Source organism: Bacillus sp. NH11B, from assembly GCF_001884205.1.
Lineage (GTDB): Bacteria > Bacillota > Bacilli > Bacillales > Bacillaceae_G > Bacillus_A > Bacillus_A proteolyticus.
Map to the genome: position 1 here is coordinate 1 of NZ_MAOG01000067.1, position 17601 is coordinate 17601.

At 36.8% G+C, this 17601-nt stretch carries 20 protein-coding genes; 10 read left to right on the top strand and 10 right to left on the bottom strand.

Going from position 1 to position 17601, the window contains the following annotated elements:
* Nucleotides 1-288 precede the first annotated feature (288 nt).
* Nucleotides 289-969 (top strand): MgtC/SapB family protein, encoded by a 681-nt coding sequence (locus BAU27_RS10865; RefSeq protein WP_071743966.1) that lies wholly within the window; start codon nt 289-291, stop codon nt 967-969.
* Nucleotides 970-1062: 93 nt separating this feature from the next.
* Complete coding sequence (locus tag BAU27_RS10870; protein WP_071770882.1) at nt 1063-2058, top strand: ion channel; 996 nt, start codon at nt 1063-1065, stop codon at nt 2056-2058.
* Here BAU27_RS10870 and BAU27_RS10875 read toward each other — a convergent pair.
* Both BAU27_RS10875 and BAU27_RS10880 read right to left on the bottom strand, forming a co-directional pair.
* Nucleotides 2045-2458: a YugN-like family protein gene (locus tag BAU27_RS10875; RefSeq protein WP_071770883.1), complete on the bottom strand. Its 414-nt coding sequence runs from the start codon at nt 2456-2458 to the stop codon at nt 2045-2047. The genes BAU27_RS10870 and BAU27_RS10875 overlap by 14 nt on opposite strands.
* 108 nt (nt 2459-2566) lie before the next feature.
* On the bottom strand, nt 2567-3919 hold the full coding sequence (locus BAU27_RS10880) for a glucose-6-phosphate isomerase (RefSeq protein ID WP_071743963.1): 1353 nt from the start codon (nt 3917-3919) through the stop codon (nt 2567-2569).
* 276 nt (nt 3920-4195) lie between these two features.
* Here BAU27_RS10880 and BAU27_RS10890 point away from each other — a divergent pair, with 276 nt between their 5' ends.
* Nucleotides 4196-4429, top strand: a complete 234-nt coding sequence (locus BAU27_RS10890; RefSeq protein WP_000105788.1) for a DUF378 domain-containing protein — start codon at nt 4196-4198, stop codon at nt 4427-4429.
* 110 nt (nt 4430-4539) lie between these two features.
* Here the strand turns inward: BAU27_RS10890 and yugI are convergent, their stop codons facing one another.
* The 3 genes from yugI to BAU27_RS10905 all read right to left on the bottom strand — a co-directional run bounded on the left by yugI (nt 4540) and on the right by BAU27_RS10905 (nt 6822).
* A complete protein-coding gene (gene yugI / locus BAU27_RS10895; RefSeq protein WP_000003767.1) occupies nt 4540-4884 on the bottom strand; it encodes a S1 domain-containing post-transcriptional regulator GSP13 in 345 nt (114 codons plus the stop codon).
* Between the two features lie 253 nt (nt 4885-5137).
* Nucleotides 5138-6328 (bottom strand): aminotransferase, encoded by a 1191-nt coding sequence (locus BAU27_RS10900; RefSeq protein ID WP_071770885.1) that lies wholly within the window; start codon nt 6326-6328, stop codon nt 5138-5140.
* Nucleotides 6325-6822 carry an Lrp/AsnC family transcriptional regulator gene (locus tag BAU27_RS10905; protein ID WP_000255687.1) on the bottom strand — a complete coding sequence of 166 codons (498 nt, stop codon included), beginning with the start codon at nt 6820-6822 and terminating at the stop codon, nt 6325-6327. The genes BAU27_RS10900 and BAU27_RS10905 overlap by 4 nt, the downstream gene beginning before the upstream one ends.
* Before the next feature lie 329 nt (nt 6823-7151).
* Here BAU27_RS10905 and BAU27_RS10910 point away from each other — a divergent pair, with 329 nt between their 5' ends.
* On the top strand, nt 7152-8114 hold the full coding sequence (locus BAU27_RS10910; RefSeq protein WP_071770886.1) for a 2-hydroxyacid dehydrogenase: 963 nt from the start codon (nt 7152-7154) through the stop codon (nt 8112-8114).
* Nucleotides 8115-8223: 109 nt separating this feature from the next.
* Nucleotides 8224-9063, top strand: coding sequence for an alpha/beta fold hydrolase (locus tag BAU27_RS10915; RefSeq protein WP_071770887.1), 840 nt, complete (start codon nt 8224-8226; stop codon nt 9061-9063).
* 30 nt (nt 9064-9093) lie between these two features.
* Here the strand turns inward: BAU27_RS10915 and BAU27_RS10920 are convergent, their stop codons facing one another.
* A complete protein-coding gene (locus BAU27_RS10920; protein WP_000537643.1) occupies nt 9094-9345 on the bottom strand; it encodes a YugE family protein in 252 nt (83 codons plus the stop codon).
* A gap of 117 nt (nt 9346-9462) precedes the next feature.
* Here BAU27_RS10920 and BAU27_RS10925 point away from each other — a divergent pair, with 117 nt between their 5' ends.
* Nucleotides 9463-10614, top strand: a complete 1152-nt coding sequence (locus BAU27_RS10925) for a MalY/PatB family protein (protein WP_071770888.1) — start codon at nt 9463-9465, stop codon at nt 10612-10614.
* Nucleotides 10615-10738: 124 nt separating this feature from the next.
* On the opposite strand, the gene sodC is transcribed toward BAU27_RS10925, so the two are convergent.
* Nucleotides 10739-11278, bottom strand: coding sequence for a superoxide dismutase [Cu-Zn] (gene sodC / locus BAU27_RS10930; RefSeq protein WP_071770889.1), 540 nt, complete (start codon nt 11276-11278; stop codon nt 10739-10741).
* A gap of 68 nt (nt 11279-11346) precedes the next feature.
* Nucleotides 11347-11523, bottom strand: a complete 177-nt coding sequence (locus tag BAU27_RS32305; protein ID WP_000982769.1) for a hypothetical protein — start codon at nt 11521-11523, stop codon at nt 11347-11349.
* Nucleotides 11524-11694: 171 nt separating this feature from the next.
* Here BAU27_RS32305 and kapB point away from each other — a divergent pair, with 171 nt between their 5' ends.
* Nucleotides 11695-12078 carry a kinase-associated lipoprotein KapB gene (gene kapB / locus BAU27_RS10940; protein ID WP_001209324.1) on the top strand — a complete coding sequence of 128 codons (384 nt, stop codon included), beginning with the start codon at nt 11695-11697 and terminating at the stop codon, nt 12076-12078.
* A gap of 40 nt (nt 12079-12118) precedes the next feature.
* Here kapB and kapD read toward each other — a convergent pair whose 3' ends face one another.
* On the bottom strand, nt 12119-12742 hold the full coding sequence (kapD, locus tag BAU27_RS10945; protein ID WP_071743955.1) for a 3'-5' exonuclease KapD: 624 nt from the start codon (nt 12740-12742) through the stop codon (nt 12119-12121).
* A gap of 290 nt (nt 12743-13032) precedes the next feature.
* Here kapD and BAU27_RS10950 point away from each other — a divergent pair, with 290 nt between their 5' ends.
* Nucleotides 13033-14358, top strand: coding sequence for an ArsB/NhaD family transporter (locus tag BAU27_RS10950; protein WP_071770890.1), 1326 nt, complete (start codon nt 13033-13035; stop codon nt 14356-14358).
* A 185-nt stretch (nt 14359-14543) separates the two neighbouring features.
* Here BAU27_RS10950 and BAU27_RS10955 read toward each other — a convergent pair whose 3' ends face one another.
* Nucleotides 14544-15011, bottom strand: a complete 468-nt coding sequence (locus BAU27_RS10955; RefSeq protein WP_000390113.1) for a hypothetical protein — start codon at nt 15009-15011, stop codon at nt 14544-14546.
* A gap of 118 nt (nt 15012-15129) precedes the next feature.
* Between BAU27_RS10955 and BAU27_RS10960 the strand changes: the two genes are divergently transcribed.
* Both BAU27_RS10960 and BAU27_RS10965 read left to right on the top strand, forming a co-directional pair.
* Complete coding sequence (locus BAU27_RS10960) at nt 15130-15843, top strand: DNA alkylation repair protein (RefSeq protein ID WP_071770891.1); 714 nt, start codon at nt 15130-15132, stop codon at nt 15841-15843.
* A 345-nt stretch (nt 15844-16188) separates the two neighbouring features.
* The gene (locus BAU27_RS10965; RefSeq protein WP_000287143.1) at nt 16189-17565 is read left to right on the top strand and encodes a glycine--tRNA ligase; all 1377 of its coding nucleotides are present in this window, start codon (nt 16189-16191) and stop codon (nt 17563-17565) included.
* The last annotated feature ends 36 nt before the right edge of the window (nt 17566-17601 follow it).

Here is a 17601-nt window from a genome sequence, read left to right on the forward strand (position 1 = left end):
CTTCGTTTTTCGATGTCAACTAAGTTTTTTAATTTCTTTTTTGTCGTTTTCTGCGTTTCCGCATCAGCGACGGTTATTAATATATCATGGCGAAAAATGAAATGCAACACCTTTTATAAACTTTTTTAAAAACCACCCACATTTCTTTTTTAATATCATATACTTAAACGAAATATCTCTTTCATGTATAAGTAATTCCTACATATATTCTATATAAAGTTACTCTATCCCAAAACGTTTCTTTCTATATAAATGTTTTATCCCTATATCATACAAGGAGGAATATATATGGACTACGCCGATTTATTACTCAAACTAGGTCTCTCAGCTATTTTAGGATTCGCCATCGGTTTAGAGCGTGAATTAAAACGGAAACCACTCGGTTTAAAAACCTGTTTAGTTATTTCTATAATTAGTTGCCTCCTGACAATTGTTTCTATTAAAGCAGCTTACAACTTACCTCATACCGATCATATGAATATGGATCCGCTTCGACTCGCCGCTCAAATTGTATCAGGAATCGGCTTTTTAGGTGCCGGCGTTATTTTACGAAGAGGAAATGATAGTATTGCAGGACTAACAACTGCCGCTATGATTTGGGGTGCTTCTGGTATTGGTATTGCCGTTGGAGCTGGTTTCTATATCGAGGCTACTTTCGGAATGTGTTTCCTTATGATAAGTGTAGAACTTATACCATTAACGATGAAATTTATAGGCCCTAGATCATTTCGTCAACGTGATATCGCAGTGAAACTCGTTGTGCGCGAGATGGACAATATCCCAGTTGTAATTGAAGAGATAAAAGAAATGGATATAAAAGTTAAAAATATGAAGCTCAAAACATTAGAAAATGGCGCTCACTATTTACACCTTAAATTATCTATCGATCAAAAAAGACATACTGCTGATGTTTATTATGCTCTTCAGCATCTTGAAAGTGTTCAACAAACTGAAGTTGAAAGTATGTAATATGAAAAAACTCTCTTTTTAATTAGAGAGTTTTTCTTTTTTCTATAATGGTAACAATGAATGTAGTCCTGCAAAGTAAGGAGGAATAGGAAATTGAAATCCCGTCCAAATTTAGTAGATACATTTCGTGATTCCATTATTTTTCGTTTAATTTGTTTTATTATTGTACTTACTGCTTTTTCTGGATTTCTTATACATAAATTAGAGCCAGCACACTTCACCACGTGGTTTGACGGAATTTGGTGGTCAATCGTTACTATTTTCACAGTTGGATACGGAGATTTTGCCCCCCATACAACAATAGGCAAGCTGATTGGTATAGGCATTATTTTATTAGGAACTGGATTTTGTTCTTATTATATGGTTCTATTCGCTACCGACATGATTAATAAACAATATATGAAAATAAAAGGAGAAGAAGCTGCAACAGCTAACGGTCATATGATTATCGTCGGCTGGAATGAGCGTGCAAAACATGTTGTAAAACAAATGCACATATTACAACCAAACCTTGATATCGTTTTAATTGATGAAACACTTTCTTTACTCCCAAAACCATTTCATCATTTAGAGTTTATAAAAGGTTGTCCACATCACGACCAAACTTTATTAAAAGCTAATATTACAACCGCTCACACTATATTAATAACAGCCGATAAAGAAAAAAACGAAAGCTTAGCGGACACAGAGTCCATTTTAAATATTTTAACTGCAAAAGGACTGAATCAAAACATTTACTGCATCGCTGAACTTCTTACTACTGAACAAATCCAAAATGCAATGAGAGCTGGCGCCTCAGAAATTATAGAAGGAAATAAATTAACGAGCTATGTATTTACCGCATCTCTTTTATACCCTTCCATTTCAGGTGTATTCTTCTCACTTTACGATGAAATCTCTGATAACAAATTACAACTGATGGAGCTTCCCCCATCCTGCACTGGACAATCCTTTGCAAATTGTAGCTACACTCTTTTAAAACAAAACATTCTCTTACTAGGTATAAAGCGTGACGATCAATATATGATTAATCCAGTCCATTCCTTCATTCTTATCGGAGGCGATATACTCATTGTTATTCACCATTAATAAAATGATTCTCTAGTTCCCGCATGAGAACTTTCCCAATATTAATATACTTTCTTTTCACATTTCCATCTGGATCTTTCGGTTCAGCAAATTGATCCATCCCACTCGTTCCTGCGGTTAAAGTATTTACATTATCATCTAGTTCGTCTTGATATACATGCGAAAGAATATACGGCGTTTCAAGACGGACTACTACACCAGGTACATCTAGTTCACCATCTACCGCTGTAAACGGCACTCGTAAAAATTGATACCCATCTTCTTCATCGATTTTGTAATCGAAGCATCCTTTATTATAATCCCAATTACCACCAATACTATATCCAAGTGGTTTCATAACCTCTTCTAACTTATATAACGCATATGTATGTCCTTCTAAATTTGATTGAATCGGAATCAAGCCCATCCCTCCTAGACTTTTCCCTTAGCATACCCATTCTAGTCTGAATATACCGATGGACATTTCAGTAAAATAATAAAAAGCGACCGGAAACCCGGTCGCTTTTTATTATTTTAAACGCTCTTCTAATTCTGCTTTTAATTCTTCAAATCCTGGTTTACCAAGTAAAGCAAACATGTTTTTCTTGTATGCTTCTACTCCTGGTTGGTCAAATGGATTTACGCCTAATAAGTAGCCGCTCATCGCACATGCTTTTTCGAAGAAGTATACAAGGTAACCGAATGTGTACTCATTTAATTCAGGAATATTTACGATTAAGTTTGGTACTCCGCCATCGCTATGTGCAAGTAATGTACCTTCGTATGCTTTTGTGTTTACGAAGTCTACAGTTTCACCAGCAAGGTAGTTTAATCCATCTAAATCGTTGTCTTCTGATTCGATTTTTAGTTCATGTGTAGATTTACCTACTTTAAGAACTGTTTCAAATAAGTCACGACGACCTTCTTGAATGTATTGACCTAATGAGTGTAAGTCAGTTGAGAAGTTTGCTGAAGATGGGAAAATACCTTTTTGATCTTTTCCTTCACTTTCACCAAATAACTGTTTCCACCATTCAGAGAAGTATTGAAGTGCTGGCTCATAGTTAACAAGCATTTCAATTGTTTTTCCTTTATTGTATAAAGCGTTACGAACTACTGCGTATTGGTAAGCTGGGTTTTCTTCTAGTTCTGATGTCCCGAAGTCGTCATGACCAGCAGCTGCACCTTTCATCATCTCTTCAATATTTAAGCCACTTACTGCGATTGGTAATAAACCAACTGGCGTTAATACAGAGAAACGTCCTCCAACATCATCTGGAATTACGAATGTTTCGTAGCCTTCGTTATCCGCTAATGTTTTTAATGCACCACGCGCTTTATCTGTAGTTGCATAAATACGTTTGCGAGCTTCTTCTTTTCCATACTTCTCTTCTAATAACTTACGGAAAATACGGAATGCGAGTGCCGGCTCTGTTGTTGTACCTGATTTAGAAATAACGTTAATAGAGAAGTCTTTACCCTCTAATACATCCATTAAATCTTTCATGTAAGTGGAGCTAATGTTTTGTCCAACAAATAGCACTTGTGGAGTTTTACGTTGTTCTTTAGAAAGTGTGTTGTAGAAAGAATGGTTTAACATTTCGATTGCTGCGCGTGCTCCCAGGTAAGAACCACCGATACCTACAACAAGTAAAATGTCAGAGTCATTTTTAATTTTTTCTGCGCATTTTTGAATGCGAGCAAATTCTTCTTTGTCATATTGAAGCGGAAGCTCTACCCAACCAAGGAAATCGTTCCCAGCCCCAGTTTTTTCGTGGATTGCATGATGTGTTACTTTCACTGCATCACGTAAATAAGTGATTTCATGTTCACCGATGAAGGATAACGCTTTAGAATAGTCGAACGTTACATGTGTACTCATCTTTTTCCCTCCAATTATGGATATGTATTTCTGTATTCACTTTAGCGAAACTGAAGTTGTAAATCAAGCGATTCAACCAGTGTAAACGTAACCAATATATATTTTTTAGAAAAAGTTCATTTTTTGCATAAAAATTCGCATTTTTCGGTATAGATGTATATACATCCTTTTTTTCACACATTTTTTATGTATAAAAACAACATAACTGCACCATTCTATAAAAGAGTTGATTAACTCAGCGCTTGCTCATGCTTCACAATTAAGGGGGGCTTTTTCATGAGTACATTGCAACGTATCGCATTAGTCTTTACTGTAATTGGTGCAGTAAACTGGGGACTAATCGGGTTCTTCCAGTTTGACTTAGTAGCAGCCATTTTCGGCGGACAAAACTCAGCTCTCGCACGTATTATTTACGGCATCGTTGGTATATCTGGACTTATCAATCTTGGTTTACTCTTTAAACCATCTGAAAACCTTGGTACACACCCAGAAACAAACGAAATTCGATAACCAGTATGTCCTCTTCACCTCCGACATACGAATATGATTGCATGCAATCATATTTGCAAATATATATCATAAGATAAATTAAAAGAGGAACGCTCATATGCGTTCCTCTTTTACTTTGTTAACTCGGACTCTTCAATCCATTCTGTCAGCTTTTCTCGCAACGTATTAAATCCGTCCTTAGATGGATTCGGTATAAGAATCCTTCCTTGTTTTCTTTTCGCCGCTTTTAACGATAAACTCATTTTTCTGTGCTCTTCATCAATCGAAAGTACTTTTACTTCTACTGTATCGCCGACTTTCAAAAAGTCATGAATATCCTTTACATATCCATTTGTAATTTCAGATATATGCACAAGTCCTTGTGTTTCTGCATCTAACGCTACAAATGCACCGTAATCTTGAATTCCAGTCACTTTCCCTGTTACAACCACTCCTGTTGTATATTGTTCTGACATATGAAACACTCCCATACGTTTACCATTTTCTCTACAAATGTAGATTGCAAAACAGATGTACTTATTATTAAATATCCGATTGGTGAATAAGTACCTTAAATAAAATACCGAGGATACTCACACCTTATATTAGTAAATTATACCACTATGATAGAACTCATTCAAAATTCACGAAAAAATTTCCTGCAATACGTATAATTCTCCAATATTGGGATAGAATACTAACACATGGCTTTCTAGTATTCCCCCCCTTTTATGGACAAAACGTATTATGTTTTGTCCTTTTTTTATTCTCTATGAACCGTTCCATTCTCTTCATCGCTTCCATAAGCTGTTCAAGCGATGTTGCATATGAGCAACGAATAAATCCTTCACCACTCTCACCAAACACACTTCCAGGAACAACAGCCACTTGTTCTTCTAATAATAATTGTTCTGCAAATTCTGCTGAAGATAGTCCGGTTGAAGCTATAGAAGGGAAAACATAAAATGCCCCGCCTGGTACATGACATGTTAAGCCCATTTCATTGAAAGATGTCGCCATAAAGTTACGACGTTTTTTATAGCTATCTCTCATTCGAATTACTTCATCATTTCCCCCGCGTAATGCTTCAAGTGCTGCAAATTGAGACATCGTTGGTGCACACATCATTGAATATTGATGGATTTTGAGTATTAATTCTGAAAATTGAACAGGGGCTGCAATCATCCCGAGGCGCCATCCTGTCATCGCAAATCCTTTTGAAAATCCTGAAATTAATATCGTATGTTCACGCATGTTTTGAATGCTCGCGAAACTTGTATACACTTCGTCATATACAAGCTCTGCATAAATTTCATCAGATAACACGATTAAATTATACTTCTCAACAATAACTGCCAGCTTTTCTAATTCGGATTTGTTTAACGTTGCACCTGTTGGATTATTGGGGGAGCAAAGTAATATTGCCTTTGTTTTCGCTGTAATAGCCGCTTCAATTTTTTCTGGTTGTACTTTAAACTCGTTTTCTAAAGTAGTCACTACAGGAACTGGAACTCCTCCAGCCAATGATACAAGCGGTGCATAAGAAACGAAGCTTGGTTCAATAATGAGCACTTCATCATCAGGATTTATAATGGCGCGCATCGCTACATCTAACGCCTGGCTTGCTCCAACCGTAACGATGATTTCATCGTTTGGATCATAAGATACTGCAAATTGTTTTTTTAGATACTTTGCTATTTCTCGACGGAGCTCCAATAATCCTGCATTTGCTGTATATGACGTATATCCTTGTTCTAAAGAACGAATACATGCTTGCCTTACATTCCAAGGTGTAACAAAGTCTGGCTCTCCTACCCCAAGAGAAATAACACCTTTCATATTTGCTGCTAAATCGAAAAACTTTCGAATACCAGATGGTTGTAAAGATTCTGCCGCCCTAGATAGTTCAAATTGCTTCATGGTGTCACCACAATTCGCTTATCATCATCGTTTTTTTCATAAATAATCCCTTCATGTTTATACTTCTTCAAAATGAAATGTGTTGTCGTAGAAACGACAGATTCAATCGTTGCTAATTTCTCAGAAACAAACATCGCTACTTCTCCCATTGTCTTCCCTTCTAATGTAATAGAAAGATCATATGTCCCTGACATTAAATACACTGATTTCACTTCTGAATAACGATAAATTTGTTCAGCAACCGCATCAAACCCCACGCCGTGCTTTGGCGTAACTTTCACATCAATCATCGCTGTTAAACCAGTATGTTCTTTCACTTTTGTCCAATCAATATGTGTTACATAGTCCACAATAATCTTTTCACTTTCTAATTTTGCAACAATCTTCTTCACTTCTTCTACTTCTATATTTAACAGCTTCGCTAATGTATCTACAGATAAACGACTATTCTTTTCAAGACAAGCTAATAACTCTAATTCTTTCTCTGTCACCATATAAATCATCCTTCCTTTTAGTTTGTGTCTAAATTATACAAATACTCTTTCCAGTTTGAAAAGAAGATTTTTTTAGAGAATTATGTCAAAATAAAGTGAAACTTTAATCCATAGAAAGGTTTACCCCATGGATTATTAGCCCACACCAATCGGGCTTTTACGAGCAGTTGATCTCCCACCTCACTTCTTTGCCTCAACCGTCTTTTTAGGTGGGAGTCTTACTGCTCGTTAAAGCGGGGTAAAGTGAAACTTTAATCAGCGAGGGTTTTGTTCATCCCCACTGATTATTAGCTGTACCAATCGGGATAAAGAGGAAAGGGGATGGAACCGTGAAACCAAAAGTATATATTGCCGAACCAGTTCCAACATTTGTAGAAAACTATTTATCAGAACACTGTGATTTTGAAAAATGGGATCAAAACGAGAAAGTACCTCGTGATGTTCTCTTGGAAAAAATAAAAGATAAAGATGGGTTATTAAATTTCGGATCTGCTATTAATGAAGAATTGTTAGATGTAGCTCCTAACTTAAAAGTGGTGAGTAACATTTCTGTTGGCTACGATAATTTTGATTTAACAGCGATGGAAAAGCGAAATGTCATCGGAACGAATACACCATATGTATTAGATGATACAGTAGCAGATCTCGTTTTCGCTCTTATGTTATCTGCTGGTCGCCGTGTTTGCGAACTCAATTCCTATGTAAAAAATGGTGAATGGAACGCTGAAATCGGAAAAGAACACTTCGGACTAGATGTACATCATAGTACGATCGGTATTATCGGAATGGGACGAATTGGAGAAGCTGTCGCAAAACGAGCGAAATTCGGATTTGATATGAATGTCCTTTACTATAACCGTCGCCGTAAAGAAGAAGCTGAGCAAAAATTTGATGCTACATATTGTGATTTACAAACTCTAATCAAGCAATCTGATTTTATTATTCTTCTTACTCCATTAACAGATGAAACGTATCATCTTATCGGTGAAAAGGAATTTTCACTAATGAAAGAAACAGCAATTTTCATTAATGCTTCTCGCGGGAAAACAGTAGATGAAACTGCATTAATTCATGCCTTAACAGAAAAGAAAATATTTGCAGCCGGCATCGATACATTTACACAAGAGCCAATTCAAAAAGAGAATCCGCTCTTATCATTACAAAACGTTGTAACTTTACCGCACATCGGATCTGCAACATTAAAAACTCGGCAGCAAATGGCAATGACAGCTGCTGAAAATTTAGTGGCAGGATTACAAGGAGAAACACCGCCTAATATTGTTCGCAGATAATAATGAATAAACGAAAGGCAAGATGACATCGTCATCTTGCCTTTTTTTGTTAACATATTTTCTTCTTCCTTGGAAATGATATGAACAAAAATCAATGGAGTGACAAAAAATGAATCACGAATATACTTGTCCTTATTTCACTTTTTCCACTCGCGGCACTACTATTCATTACGAATTGTATGAACATGACAACAAAACAGAACGTCCTACTTTTGTGCTCATTCACGGCTTTTTATCTTCCTCATTCAGTTACCGCCGTCTCATTCCTTTACTATCGAAAGCAGGAACAGTAATTGCTCTTGATTTACCGCCGTTCGGAAAAAGTGATAAGTCTCATCTCTTTAAGTATTCTTATCACAATTTAGCAACGGTTATTATCGATTTAATTGAACATTTATCTCTCTCAAACATTGTGTTAGTTGGGCATTCTATGGGTGGACAAATTTCTCTCTATGTAAACCGTATACGCCCTGAATTAATCTCCAAGACAATTTTATTATGCAGCTCTAGCTATTTAGCACGCGCAACCTTACCTTTACTGTACTCTTCTTATTTACCGTTCTTTCATTTATACGTAAAGAACTGGATTATACGGCGCGGGATTGTTCATAACTTAATGAATGTCGTTCATGATCACTCATTAATTGATGATGAAATGAAGGAAGGTTACTCTGCTCCTTTTTATGACAACCGTATATTCCCTGCTTTAACTCGTATGATAAGAGACCGTGAAGGTGACTTATCTTCAACTGAATTACAAAAAATCGAAACACCTACACTACTCATTTGGGGTGAAAAAGATCGTGTCGTCCCTGTACATGTAGGTCATCGGCTACACAAAGATTTACCGAATTCAAAATTTATTTCTTACGAAAACACAGGGCATTTACTACCTGAAGAAAAACCTGAACACGTTTATGAAGAAATTATCGCTTTTTCTGCGCAGTAATTACAAAGGGCTGTCGGAAATTCCGACAGCCTATAATGAACAACTTCCGCCTTCTTTTATTACAAGTAATTCCACAGCTAACTTCTCACATTTTCCAAGCGCAGGTACTTCCTCAAAAGACATAAAGTATATATGTTGAATCTTCTTTGCGATGTATTTTGGATCGTCAAACACACTTACGACGTTCACAACATCGCTCGCTTCTGTTTCATAAAACTCCGGTCCCATTTGAAACGGATCCCAATTCTTCACAACCTCTATCATCTTTTCATATGTACCCATTCGATTCCCGCCTTTTCACTTTTTAATACTTTTCTTTATCCTATCACATCAGCTATTCTATAAGAAGAGAGAGAACTTTCATAACTTATCGTTTTTACAGAAGAAGGGGGCAAACTTATGCAACTATTTCATAAAGCAGTCAATCGACGTGGAACTCATAGTACAAAATGGGATACGTATAAAAACGAAGAACTTCTCCATGCTTGGATTGCTGATATGGATTTTGAAGTACCACAACCAATTCAAACTGCTTTAAAGAAACGTATCGAGCATCCTATTTTCGGCTATACACTTCCTCCCGAAAATATTGGAGATATTATTTGTAACTGGACAAAAAAACAGTACAACTGGGATATTCAAAAAGAATGGATTGTCTTTAGCGCGGGAATCGTTCCAGCTCTTAGTACGAGCATACAGGCCTTCACAAAGGAAAATGAATCTGTTCTCGTACAACCACCTATTTATCCACCATTTTTCGAAATGGTTACAACAAACAATAGACAATTATGCGTGAGTCCATTACAGAAACAAAATGATACATATGCGATAAACTTCGAGCATTTAGAAAAGCAATTTCAACAAGGCGTCAAACTCATGCTTCTTTGTAGTCCTCACAATCCAATCGGGCGTGTTTGGTCAAAAGAGGAACTCACACAGCTTGGCACGTTATGTACAAAATATAATGTAATCGTTGTCGCGGATGAAATTCATGCCGATATTATTTATGGAGATCGTACTCATACACCATTTGCTTCTTTATCTGAAGAATTAGCAACACGCACCATTACTTGTATGGCTCCGAGTAAAACATTTAATATCGCCGGATTACAAGCATCGATTATTATCATTCCAAACGAAAAACTCCGTCAAGCCTTTACAGCTATCCAATATAGACAAGGTTTCCACGGATTAAATACATTTGCCTATACAGCGATGCAAAGTGCCTATACAGAATGCAACGATTGGCTAAATGAAATTCGATTATATATAGAAGATAACGCTCAATTCGCTTGTGAATATATTAAAGATCACATACCTGCTCTTTCTGTAACGAAACCAGAAGGTAGTTTTTTATTGTGGATTGATTGCTCTCGCCTACAGCTTTCTCAAAACGAACGCACCACACTGCTTGAGGAAAAAGGTAAAATCATCGTTGAACCTGGTGAGAAATACGGATTAGGCGGAGAAGAACATATTCGAATTAACATCGGCTGTCCAAGATCTGTTTTAGAGGAAATTTTAAATAGACTGCGCCATACTTTTTCATAATAAACTCCTTTGTCAGTTTTTGTAGGTAAATCGATATATTTTGAGTTACAGTCGATATATTCCAAAAATCGCGAATATATTTTCACTTCCGTTTCACAAAAAAAGCTACCATGCACGGTAGCTTCTACTTTTTCTTCATATCCGACGCTTTTTTAACAATAACACCACAAGCAATTCGGTCACCAGATTTTCCTACTGGTTGTGTCATGCCATCATCAGCGTTTTCTGTAATAATAATAGACGCCCCATCTTTTCTATGAATCGTCGTTTTTCCTTCTTCAAGCGTTATATGCGGCGCATCGATTTCTGCTTTAATCTTCCCAGAACCATCCGCCACTACATTCGGTAAATCACCATTTTCCGCACCTTTTGGATTGAGAAGCCCATGTTTTTTATTATCTGGATTAAAATGATTCCCAGATGATTCGAAACTAGGCGCTTTACACTCTCCGATTTCGTGTACATGTAGCCCGTGTGGCCCTGGTGTAAACCCTTCCGCTTTGATCGTAATTTTCACTCCACTTGTTTGCTGAGCTACTTTTGCAGTCCCAACTTCATCACCTGAAGCATTATGTAATTTCACATCAATTTCTTTCGGCTTCCCTTGGTCACAACCCGCCATTAGAAATAATAAACAAAAACTGAAAAAAAGCCGTTTTTTCATTCTATTCCCTCCAAAATACTTTCTGCCTTTAGATTGTCCGAGCATAGAGGGAAACATACAAAAATGAATTACTGTTTCTTTTCAGCTAAAAGCTTTTCTTCTACTTTCTGCAATCGCTCTGCTTCTCGTTTTGATACACGAATAAACATACGCCACGTAGCAACCGCACCGACGATAAATAGAACGCAAACAATACCTGGAATAATATACTCCGTTTTATCTTCAGGAAAATATAAAGGCATCATATAAAACACTCCTTATCAGGGAATTTATGAAAATAATTAACATCAGAATTTTCTGTCATATCATTTTAAATTATAGTTGAAGCCCGTCATATTCTCAAGGACATTCAAAAATCAACAGATTTCTTTGACTCCTTCTTATACTTTCCTTACTATAAACTTGAGGTGAAAAATATGAGAGAAACATTTGAAATTGGTGAAATCGTTACGGGTATTTATAAAACGGGAAAATACATAGGCGAAATTACAAATAGCCGTCCTGGCAGTTACGTCGTAAAAGTATTAGCTGTTTTAAAACATCCGGTGCAAGGTGATTTACATAATGTAAAACAAGCTGACGTACCATTCTTCCATGAAAGACGCGCTTTAGCTTTTCGTGAACAGACGAACATTCCAGAGCAAATGGTGAAGAAATATGAAGGAGAAATTCCGGATTATACAGAGTCACTAAAATTAGCATTAGAAACACAAATGAATTCATTTTCTGAAGATGATTCACCTTTTGCGGGGCGTAGTCTAGAAACACTTCAGCAATTGAAGCAAGATTACAAGCTTTAAAAAACAAAACGACCAAATTACATGTTGTGCAATTTGGTCGTTACTGTGTACTCACCTTCTTTAACACTTTCGAAAAATCAACAAGTTCTCCTAATGTCGGAGGTGCTGGTTTGACTAAATACTCTTTATCTTTTTCTACTAACTTAAAAATATTATATGTCGTCATCGCATCATCAAGCGCACAATGATGCTTTCCTGTCCCTGCTTTTCCATACGCCTCAATTGCTTTCCATAGTCCTGTTTGATTTCTCTCTCCAAAAAACTTCTTATACTCAAGCGATAAATCACGACACTGTCCAAAGAATGGAAATTCTAAGCCCGCCATTTCACAGTTATGCTTTAAGACTTTCATATCCATATTTCCCCACGTTACAATTGTCGGTTTACACCTCTTTTCATATTCTGCAAGTTTCTCAACAAGTTCATGAAAAGAAATTCCTTTGTCCACTACTTCCTGTTTAATTCCTAAAAATTTTTTACATCGATCCGTTAAAGACGGAAATGTTTTTGGCCTGACATGTGATGCATACGTATCTTCCACCTTACAACCAACAACTGAAACGAGTCCTACCTCAATAATTTCCGGGAAAAAACCTTTTGGCTTTTTTCTATGCTGGGGCATCGTAAACTCAAAGTCTAAAAACAAAAATCGTTGTTCATCCATACGATCCCTTCCTTATCATCTTTGTCATTCCTTTCTATTTGACACTCTTACACGAACAAGCTCGAATGCTGATTCCATTTGAAATATTCAGATTGGATGTATCTTATATATATGTCAAATGCCCACAAATATTTTTAAAAATAAGAAAAAATGACCTATGCAGAAAATATGACAAAATAAACCCTTTCATTTACATCCGCCATTTTTCTACTTTATAATGACGTTATGTGTGTTTCATCTAGTTAATTTTTTGACACACTAAGAAAAGTGAATGAAAGGAGATGAGAGTTTTGCACGAAACAACGCAAGAGCTCGCAAACTGGCAGTATTATTTCGCTATCGCAGTCTTTTTAATTACATATGCCATTATTATTTCTGAAAAAATTAACCGCGCTGTCATCGCACTTCTTGGTGCAGCATTCATGGTGATTGCGGGGGTCGTTGACTTACACAATGCCTTTACGAAACATATTGAATGGGGAACTATTACGTTACTGATCGGTATGATGATACTGGTAAACATTACAAGTAAGTCAGGTGTCTTCCAATACGTTGCCATTAAAGCCGCAAAAGGAGCACAAGGAAATCCAATTAAAATTTTAATTTCACTTTCCTTACTTACCGCGCTTGGCTCCGCATTTTTAGATAACGTTACAACAGTACTTCTTGTTGTTCCAGTTACTTTATCTATTACGCGCATCTTGCAAGTAAATCCTGTTCCGTATTTACTTTCTGAAATTATTTTTTCAAATATCGGAGGAACAGCAACATTAATTGGTGACCCACCGAATATTATGATTGGTTCTGCAAATAAGCATTTAGATTTCAATGCTTTCTTACTAAACTTAGCACCAATCGTAATTATTATCATTGCAGTAACAGCAACAATGCTTTACTTCATGTACCGTAAGCAATTAATTGCTGATCCTGTACAAATTAAGAAATTAATGAGCTTAGATGAAAAACAATACATTAAAGACCCAGTATTAATGAAAAAATCTTTAACAGTACTTGGACTTACTATTTTAGGTTTCATGACTCATTCTATTTTCCATATTGATGCAGCTATCATCGCCTTAACTGGTGCTACTGTCCTTATGTTAATCGGTGTGAAAGAACATGAAATTGAAGAAGTATTCGCTAGCGTAGAATGGGTAACAATTTTCTTCTTCGCGGGACTATTCGTACTCGTTGGAGGACTTATCGATATCGGTCTTATCAAAACGTTAGCTCAAAAAGTAATCGGAATAACAGGCGGAGATATTTCTCAAGCCTCTATCCTTATTCTATGGGTATCTGGTATCGCCTCTGCAACAATCGATAACATTCCATTCGTTGCAACAATGATCCCACTTATTAACGATATGGCAGTTGGGCTAGGTTTATCACCTTCTGACGCACAAATCGACGTACTATGGTGGGCATTAGCATTAGGTGCTTGCCTAGGTGGAAACGGAACATTAATCGGCGCTTCTGCTAACGTAATCGTAGCCGGAATCGCAAGTCGTGAAGGACATAAATTTAGCTACATGGAATTCCTTAAAGTCGGCTTCCCGATTATGATCGTTTCATTAATCATTTCTCATATTTATATTTATTTACGCTATCTTATATAGTAGAAAAAGGGCTGTCCATGTGGCAGCCCTTTTTCTCTTGGTAAATGAGATTATATTAACGATTCTTCGAATATATCTATCACAACTTACAATATATCAACGATTTTAAACGAAATATCGATTTACTGACAAAGAGCGACAAAGAGCCGTTCCAAAACATCTTTGGAACAGCTCCCCACATATATCTACTCGTTATATCTCACCGGCTCATTCCGAATAATGAACAAATGAATCGGCAAGAAAACCGAAAACGTGATTGTATGAATAATTGTAAATAATATAGAGTTCGTTCCGTATCTGTCTAAAATAGCGTAGATGAGATAAATGGACAACACAATCGATACAGCTGTTGCTAGTAAACTTATAATTGGTACGAAATTAAAAATGAAACATGCGACATATATACCGAATACTTTCCACCCTGCTTCTTCTTTTAAGAAATCTGGTAATTTGTCTTTTGCCAAGTCACCCCACGTTTTACTATTTAAAAAAGGAATAAAAGCAAGAACACCATCAGTTGCACCATCATTTTTTGCCATCGTATAAAGTGCAAAAGCCGTTAACAAATACGAAATAATTGCCCAAATTAATATAACAACAATAAACGCAAAACTAAGAGCAAAGAAACCTGCTAGTACGCTTTGATCTTCCATCTTATCCTCTCCTCTCTACTCTCAACATATTTCATTACATTGCAAGTTATGTTTTAAAATTCACCCAAACTCTCTGTATAATAAAATAAGAAAGATAATAAGAGAGGAGAACGTACTTATGCATCCATTTGTAAAAGCATTACAAGAGCACTTCACAGCAAATCAAAACCCAGAAAAAGCAGAACCAATGGCACGTTATATGAAAAATCACTTCCCGTTTCTCGGTATTCAAACACCTGAAAGAAGACAATTATTGAAAGACGTTATTCAAATACATACTCTCCCAGATAAAAAAGACTTCCAAATTGTCGTACGTGAGCTTTGGGACTTACCAGAACGAGAATTTCAAGCTGCTGCACTCGATATCATGCAAAAATATAAAAAGCATATAAACGAAACTCATATCCCATTTCTAGAAGAACTTATTGTCACAAAATCTTGGTGGGATTCTGTTGATAGCATCGTCCCTACCTTTTTAGGTGGTATCTTTTTAAAACATCCAGAATTAATTTCTGCCTATATTCCAAAATGGATTGCATCAGACAACATATGGTTACAACGCGCTGCAATTTTATTCCAGCTAAAATACAAACAAAAAATGGACGAAGAACTCCTTTTCTGGATTATCGGACAACTACATTCCTCAAAAGAATTTTTCATTCAAAAAGCGATTGGCTGGGTCCTTCGTGAATACGCAAAAACAAAGCCAGATGTAGTTTGGGAATACGTTCAAACTAACGAGCTTGCCTCGCTTAGTAAACGCGAAGCAATTAAACATATTAAACAAAACTACGGAATAAATAACGAAAAAATAGGCGAGACTCTATCATAGATAGACGCGTTCCTCTATTGAGATTTAAAAAAGAACGTGTTAGAATATGTTCATTATTATTAATATAAGTAGCGATGACGGACTTATAAGTACTTGCACAAAAAGCGATTCAGGGATAGTGAAAGCCTGAAGCCGCAAGGAAACGGCAGTCTCGAGCAATACGTGATAAAGTGGATGCACCTTTTGTGTATCAACTAGGGTGGAACCGCGGGCAAACGCTCGTCCCTAGGCAATTAAGCCTTGGGATGAGCGTTTTTTTATGTTTTTCAAAGCATATACTGCTCGTTTCACAAGTACCCATCACGTCATCGCCAATACGTTAACTTTCAAAAGGAGGATTTTATTATGTACTCAATGGAACAAGTTGTAAACTTAGCGAAACATCGCGGTTTCGTTTTCCCTGGTTCTGAAATTTACGGTGGTCTTGCAAACACTTGGGATTACGGTCCACTTGGAATCGAATTAAAAAATAACGTTAAAAAAGCTTGGTGGAAAAAATTCATTCAAGAATCTCCACACAACGTTGGTTTAGACGCTGCTATTTTAATGAACCCTAAAACTTGGATCGCTTCTGGTCACGTTGGTAACTTCAACGATCCAATGATCGACTGTAAAAAGTGTAAAGCTCGTCACCGTGCTGACAAATTAATTGAAGATGCATTAGATGCAAAAGGCATCGAAATGGTTGTTGATGGTCTTACTTTCGACCAAATGGCTGATTTAATGAAAGAACATGAAGTAAAATGTCCTGATTGCGGCAGTGAAGAGTTCACTGAAATCCGTCAGTTCAACTTAATGTTCAAAACATTCCAAGGTGTTACAGAGTCTAGCACGAACGAAATCTTCCTTCGTCCTGAAACAGCACAAGGTATTTTCGTAAACTTCAAAAACGTACAACGCTCTATGCGTAAAAAACTTCCATTTGGTATCGGCCAAATTGGTAAGAGTTTCCGTAACGAAATCACGCCTGGTAACTTCACATTCCGTACACGTGAATTCGAACAAATGGAACTTGAATTCTTCTGTAAGCCTGGTGAAGATTTAGAGTGGTTCGCATTCTGGCGTGAAACTTGTAAAAACTGGTTACTTTCACTTGGTATGCATGAAGAGAGCATGCGCCTTCGTGACCACGGTGAAGAAGAGTTATCTCACTACAGTAACGCAACAACTGACATTGAATTCAAATTCCCATTCGGTTGGGGCGAACTATGGGGCGTTGCATCTCGTACAGACTTCGACTTAAAACGTCACATGGAACACTCTAACGAAGACTTTAACTATATCGATCCACAAACGAACGAGCGTTACGTACCATACTGCATCGAGCCATCTTTAGGCGCAGACCGCGTAACATTAGCGTTCTTATGTGATGCATATGAAGAAGAGCAATTAGAAAACGATTCTCGTACAGTTCTTCGTTTCCACCCTGCTTTAGCACCATACAAAGCAGCAATCTTACCATTATCTAAAAAGCTATCTGAAGGTGCTACTGAAGTATTCGCAGAACTAGCTAAAGACTTCATGGTAGACTTTGATGAAACTGGTTCTATCGGTAAACGTTACCGTCGTCAAGACGAAATCGGTACACCATTCTGTATCACATACGACTTCGACTCTGTTGAAGACAAAGCTGTTACAGTACGTGACCGTGACACAATGGAACAAGTTCGTATGCCAATTAGCGAACTAAAAGGTTTCTTAGAAAAGAAAATCCAGTTCTAATTATAAAAAAGAGGCTGCTCTATTGAGCAGCCTCTT

Bases quoted from the DNA above. Each gene is read 5' to 3' on its own strand.
- kapB (WP_001209324.1), top strand. From the start codon at position 11,695: ATGAGAGAAACATTTGAAATTGGTGAAATCGTTACGGGTATTTATAAA.
- BAU27_RS10955 (WP_000390113.1), bottom strand. From the start codon at position 15,011: ATGGAAGATCAAAGCGTACTAGCAGGTTTCTTTGCTCTTAGTTTTGCG.
- sodC (WP_071770889.1), bottom strand. From the start codon at position 11,278: ATGAAAAAACGGCTTTTTTTCAGTTTTTGTTTATTATTTCTAATGGCG.
- BAU27_RS10965 (WP_000287143.1), top strand. From the start codon at position 16,189: ATGTACTCAATGGAACAAGTTGTAAACTTAGCGAAACATCGCGGTTTC.
- BAU27_RS10960 (WP_071770891.1), top strand. From the start codon at position 15,130: ATGCATCCATTTGTAAAAGCATTACAAGAGCACTTCACAGCAAATCAA.
- kapD (WP_071743955.1), bottom strand. From the start codon at position 12,742: ATGGATGAACAACGATTTTTGTTTTTAGACTTTGAGTTTACGATGCCC.
- BAU27_RS10890 (WP_000105788.1), top strand. From the start codon at position 4,196: ATGAGTACATTGCAACGTATCGCATTAGTCTTTACTGTAATTGGTGCA.
- BAU27_RS10865 (WP_071743966.1), top strand. From the start codon at position 289: ATGGACTACGCCGATTTATTACTCAAACTAGGTCTCTCAGCTATTTTA.
- BAU27_RS10925 (WP_071770888.1), top strand. From the start codon at position 9,463: ATGCAACTATTTCATAAAGCAGTCAATCGACGTGGAACTCATAGTACA.
- BAU27_RS10880 (WP_071743963.1), bottom strand. From the start codon at position 3,919: ATGAGTACACATGTAACGTTCGACTATTCTAAAGCGTTATCCTTCATC.
- BAU27_RS10900 (WP_071770885.1), bottom strand. From the start codon at position 6,328: ATGAAGCAATTTGAACTATCTAGGGCGGCAGAATCTTTACAACCATCT.
- BAU27_RS10915 (WP_071770887.1), top strand. From the start codon at position 8,224: ATGAATCACGAATATACTTGTCCTTATTTCACTTTTTCCACTCGCGGC.
- BAU27_RS10905 (WP_000255687.1), bottom strand. From the start codon at position 6,822: ATGGTGACAGAGAAAGAATTAGAGTTATTAGCTTGTCTTGAAAAGAAT.
- yugI (WP_000003767.1), bottom strand. From the start codon at position 4,884: ATGTCAGAACAATATACAACAGGAGTGGTTGTAACAGGGAAAGTGACT.
- BAU27_RS32305 (WP_000982769.1), bottom strand. From the start codon at position 11,523: ATGATGCCTTTATATTTTCCTGAAGATAAAACGGAGTATATTATTCCA.
- BAU27_RS10920 (WP_000537643.1), bottom strand. From the start codon at position 9,345: ATGGGTACATATGAAAAGATGATAGAGGTTGTGAAGAATTGGGATCCG.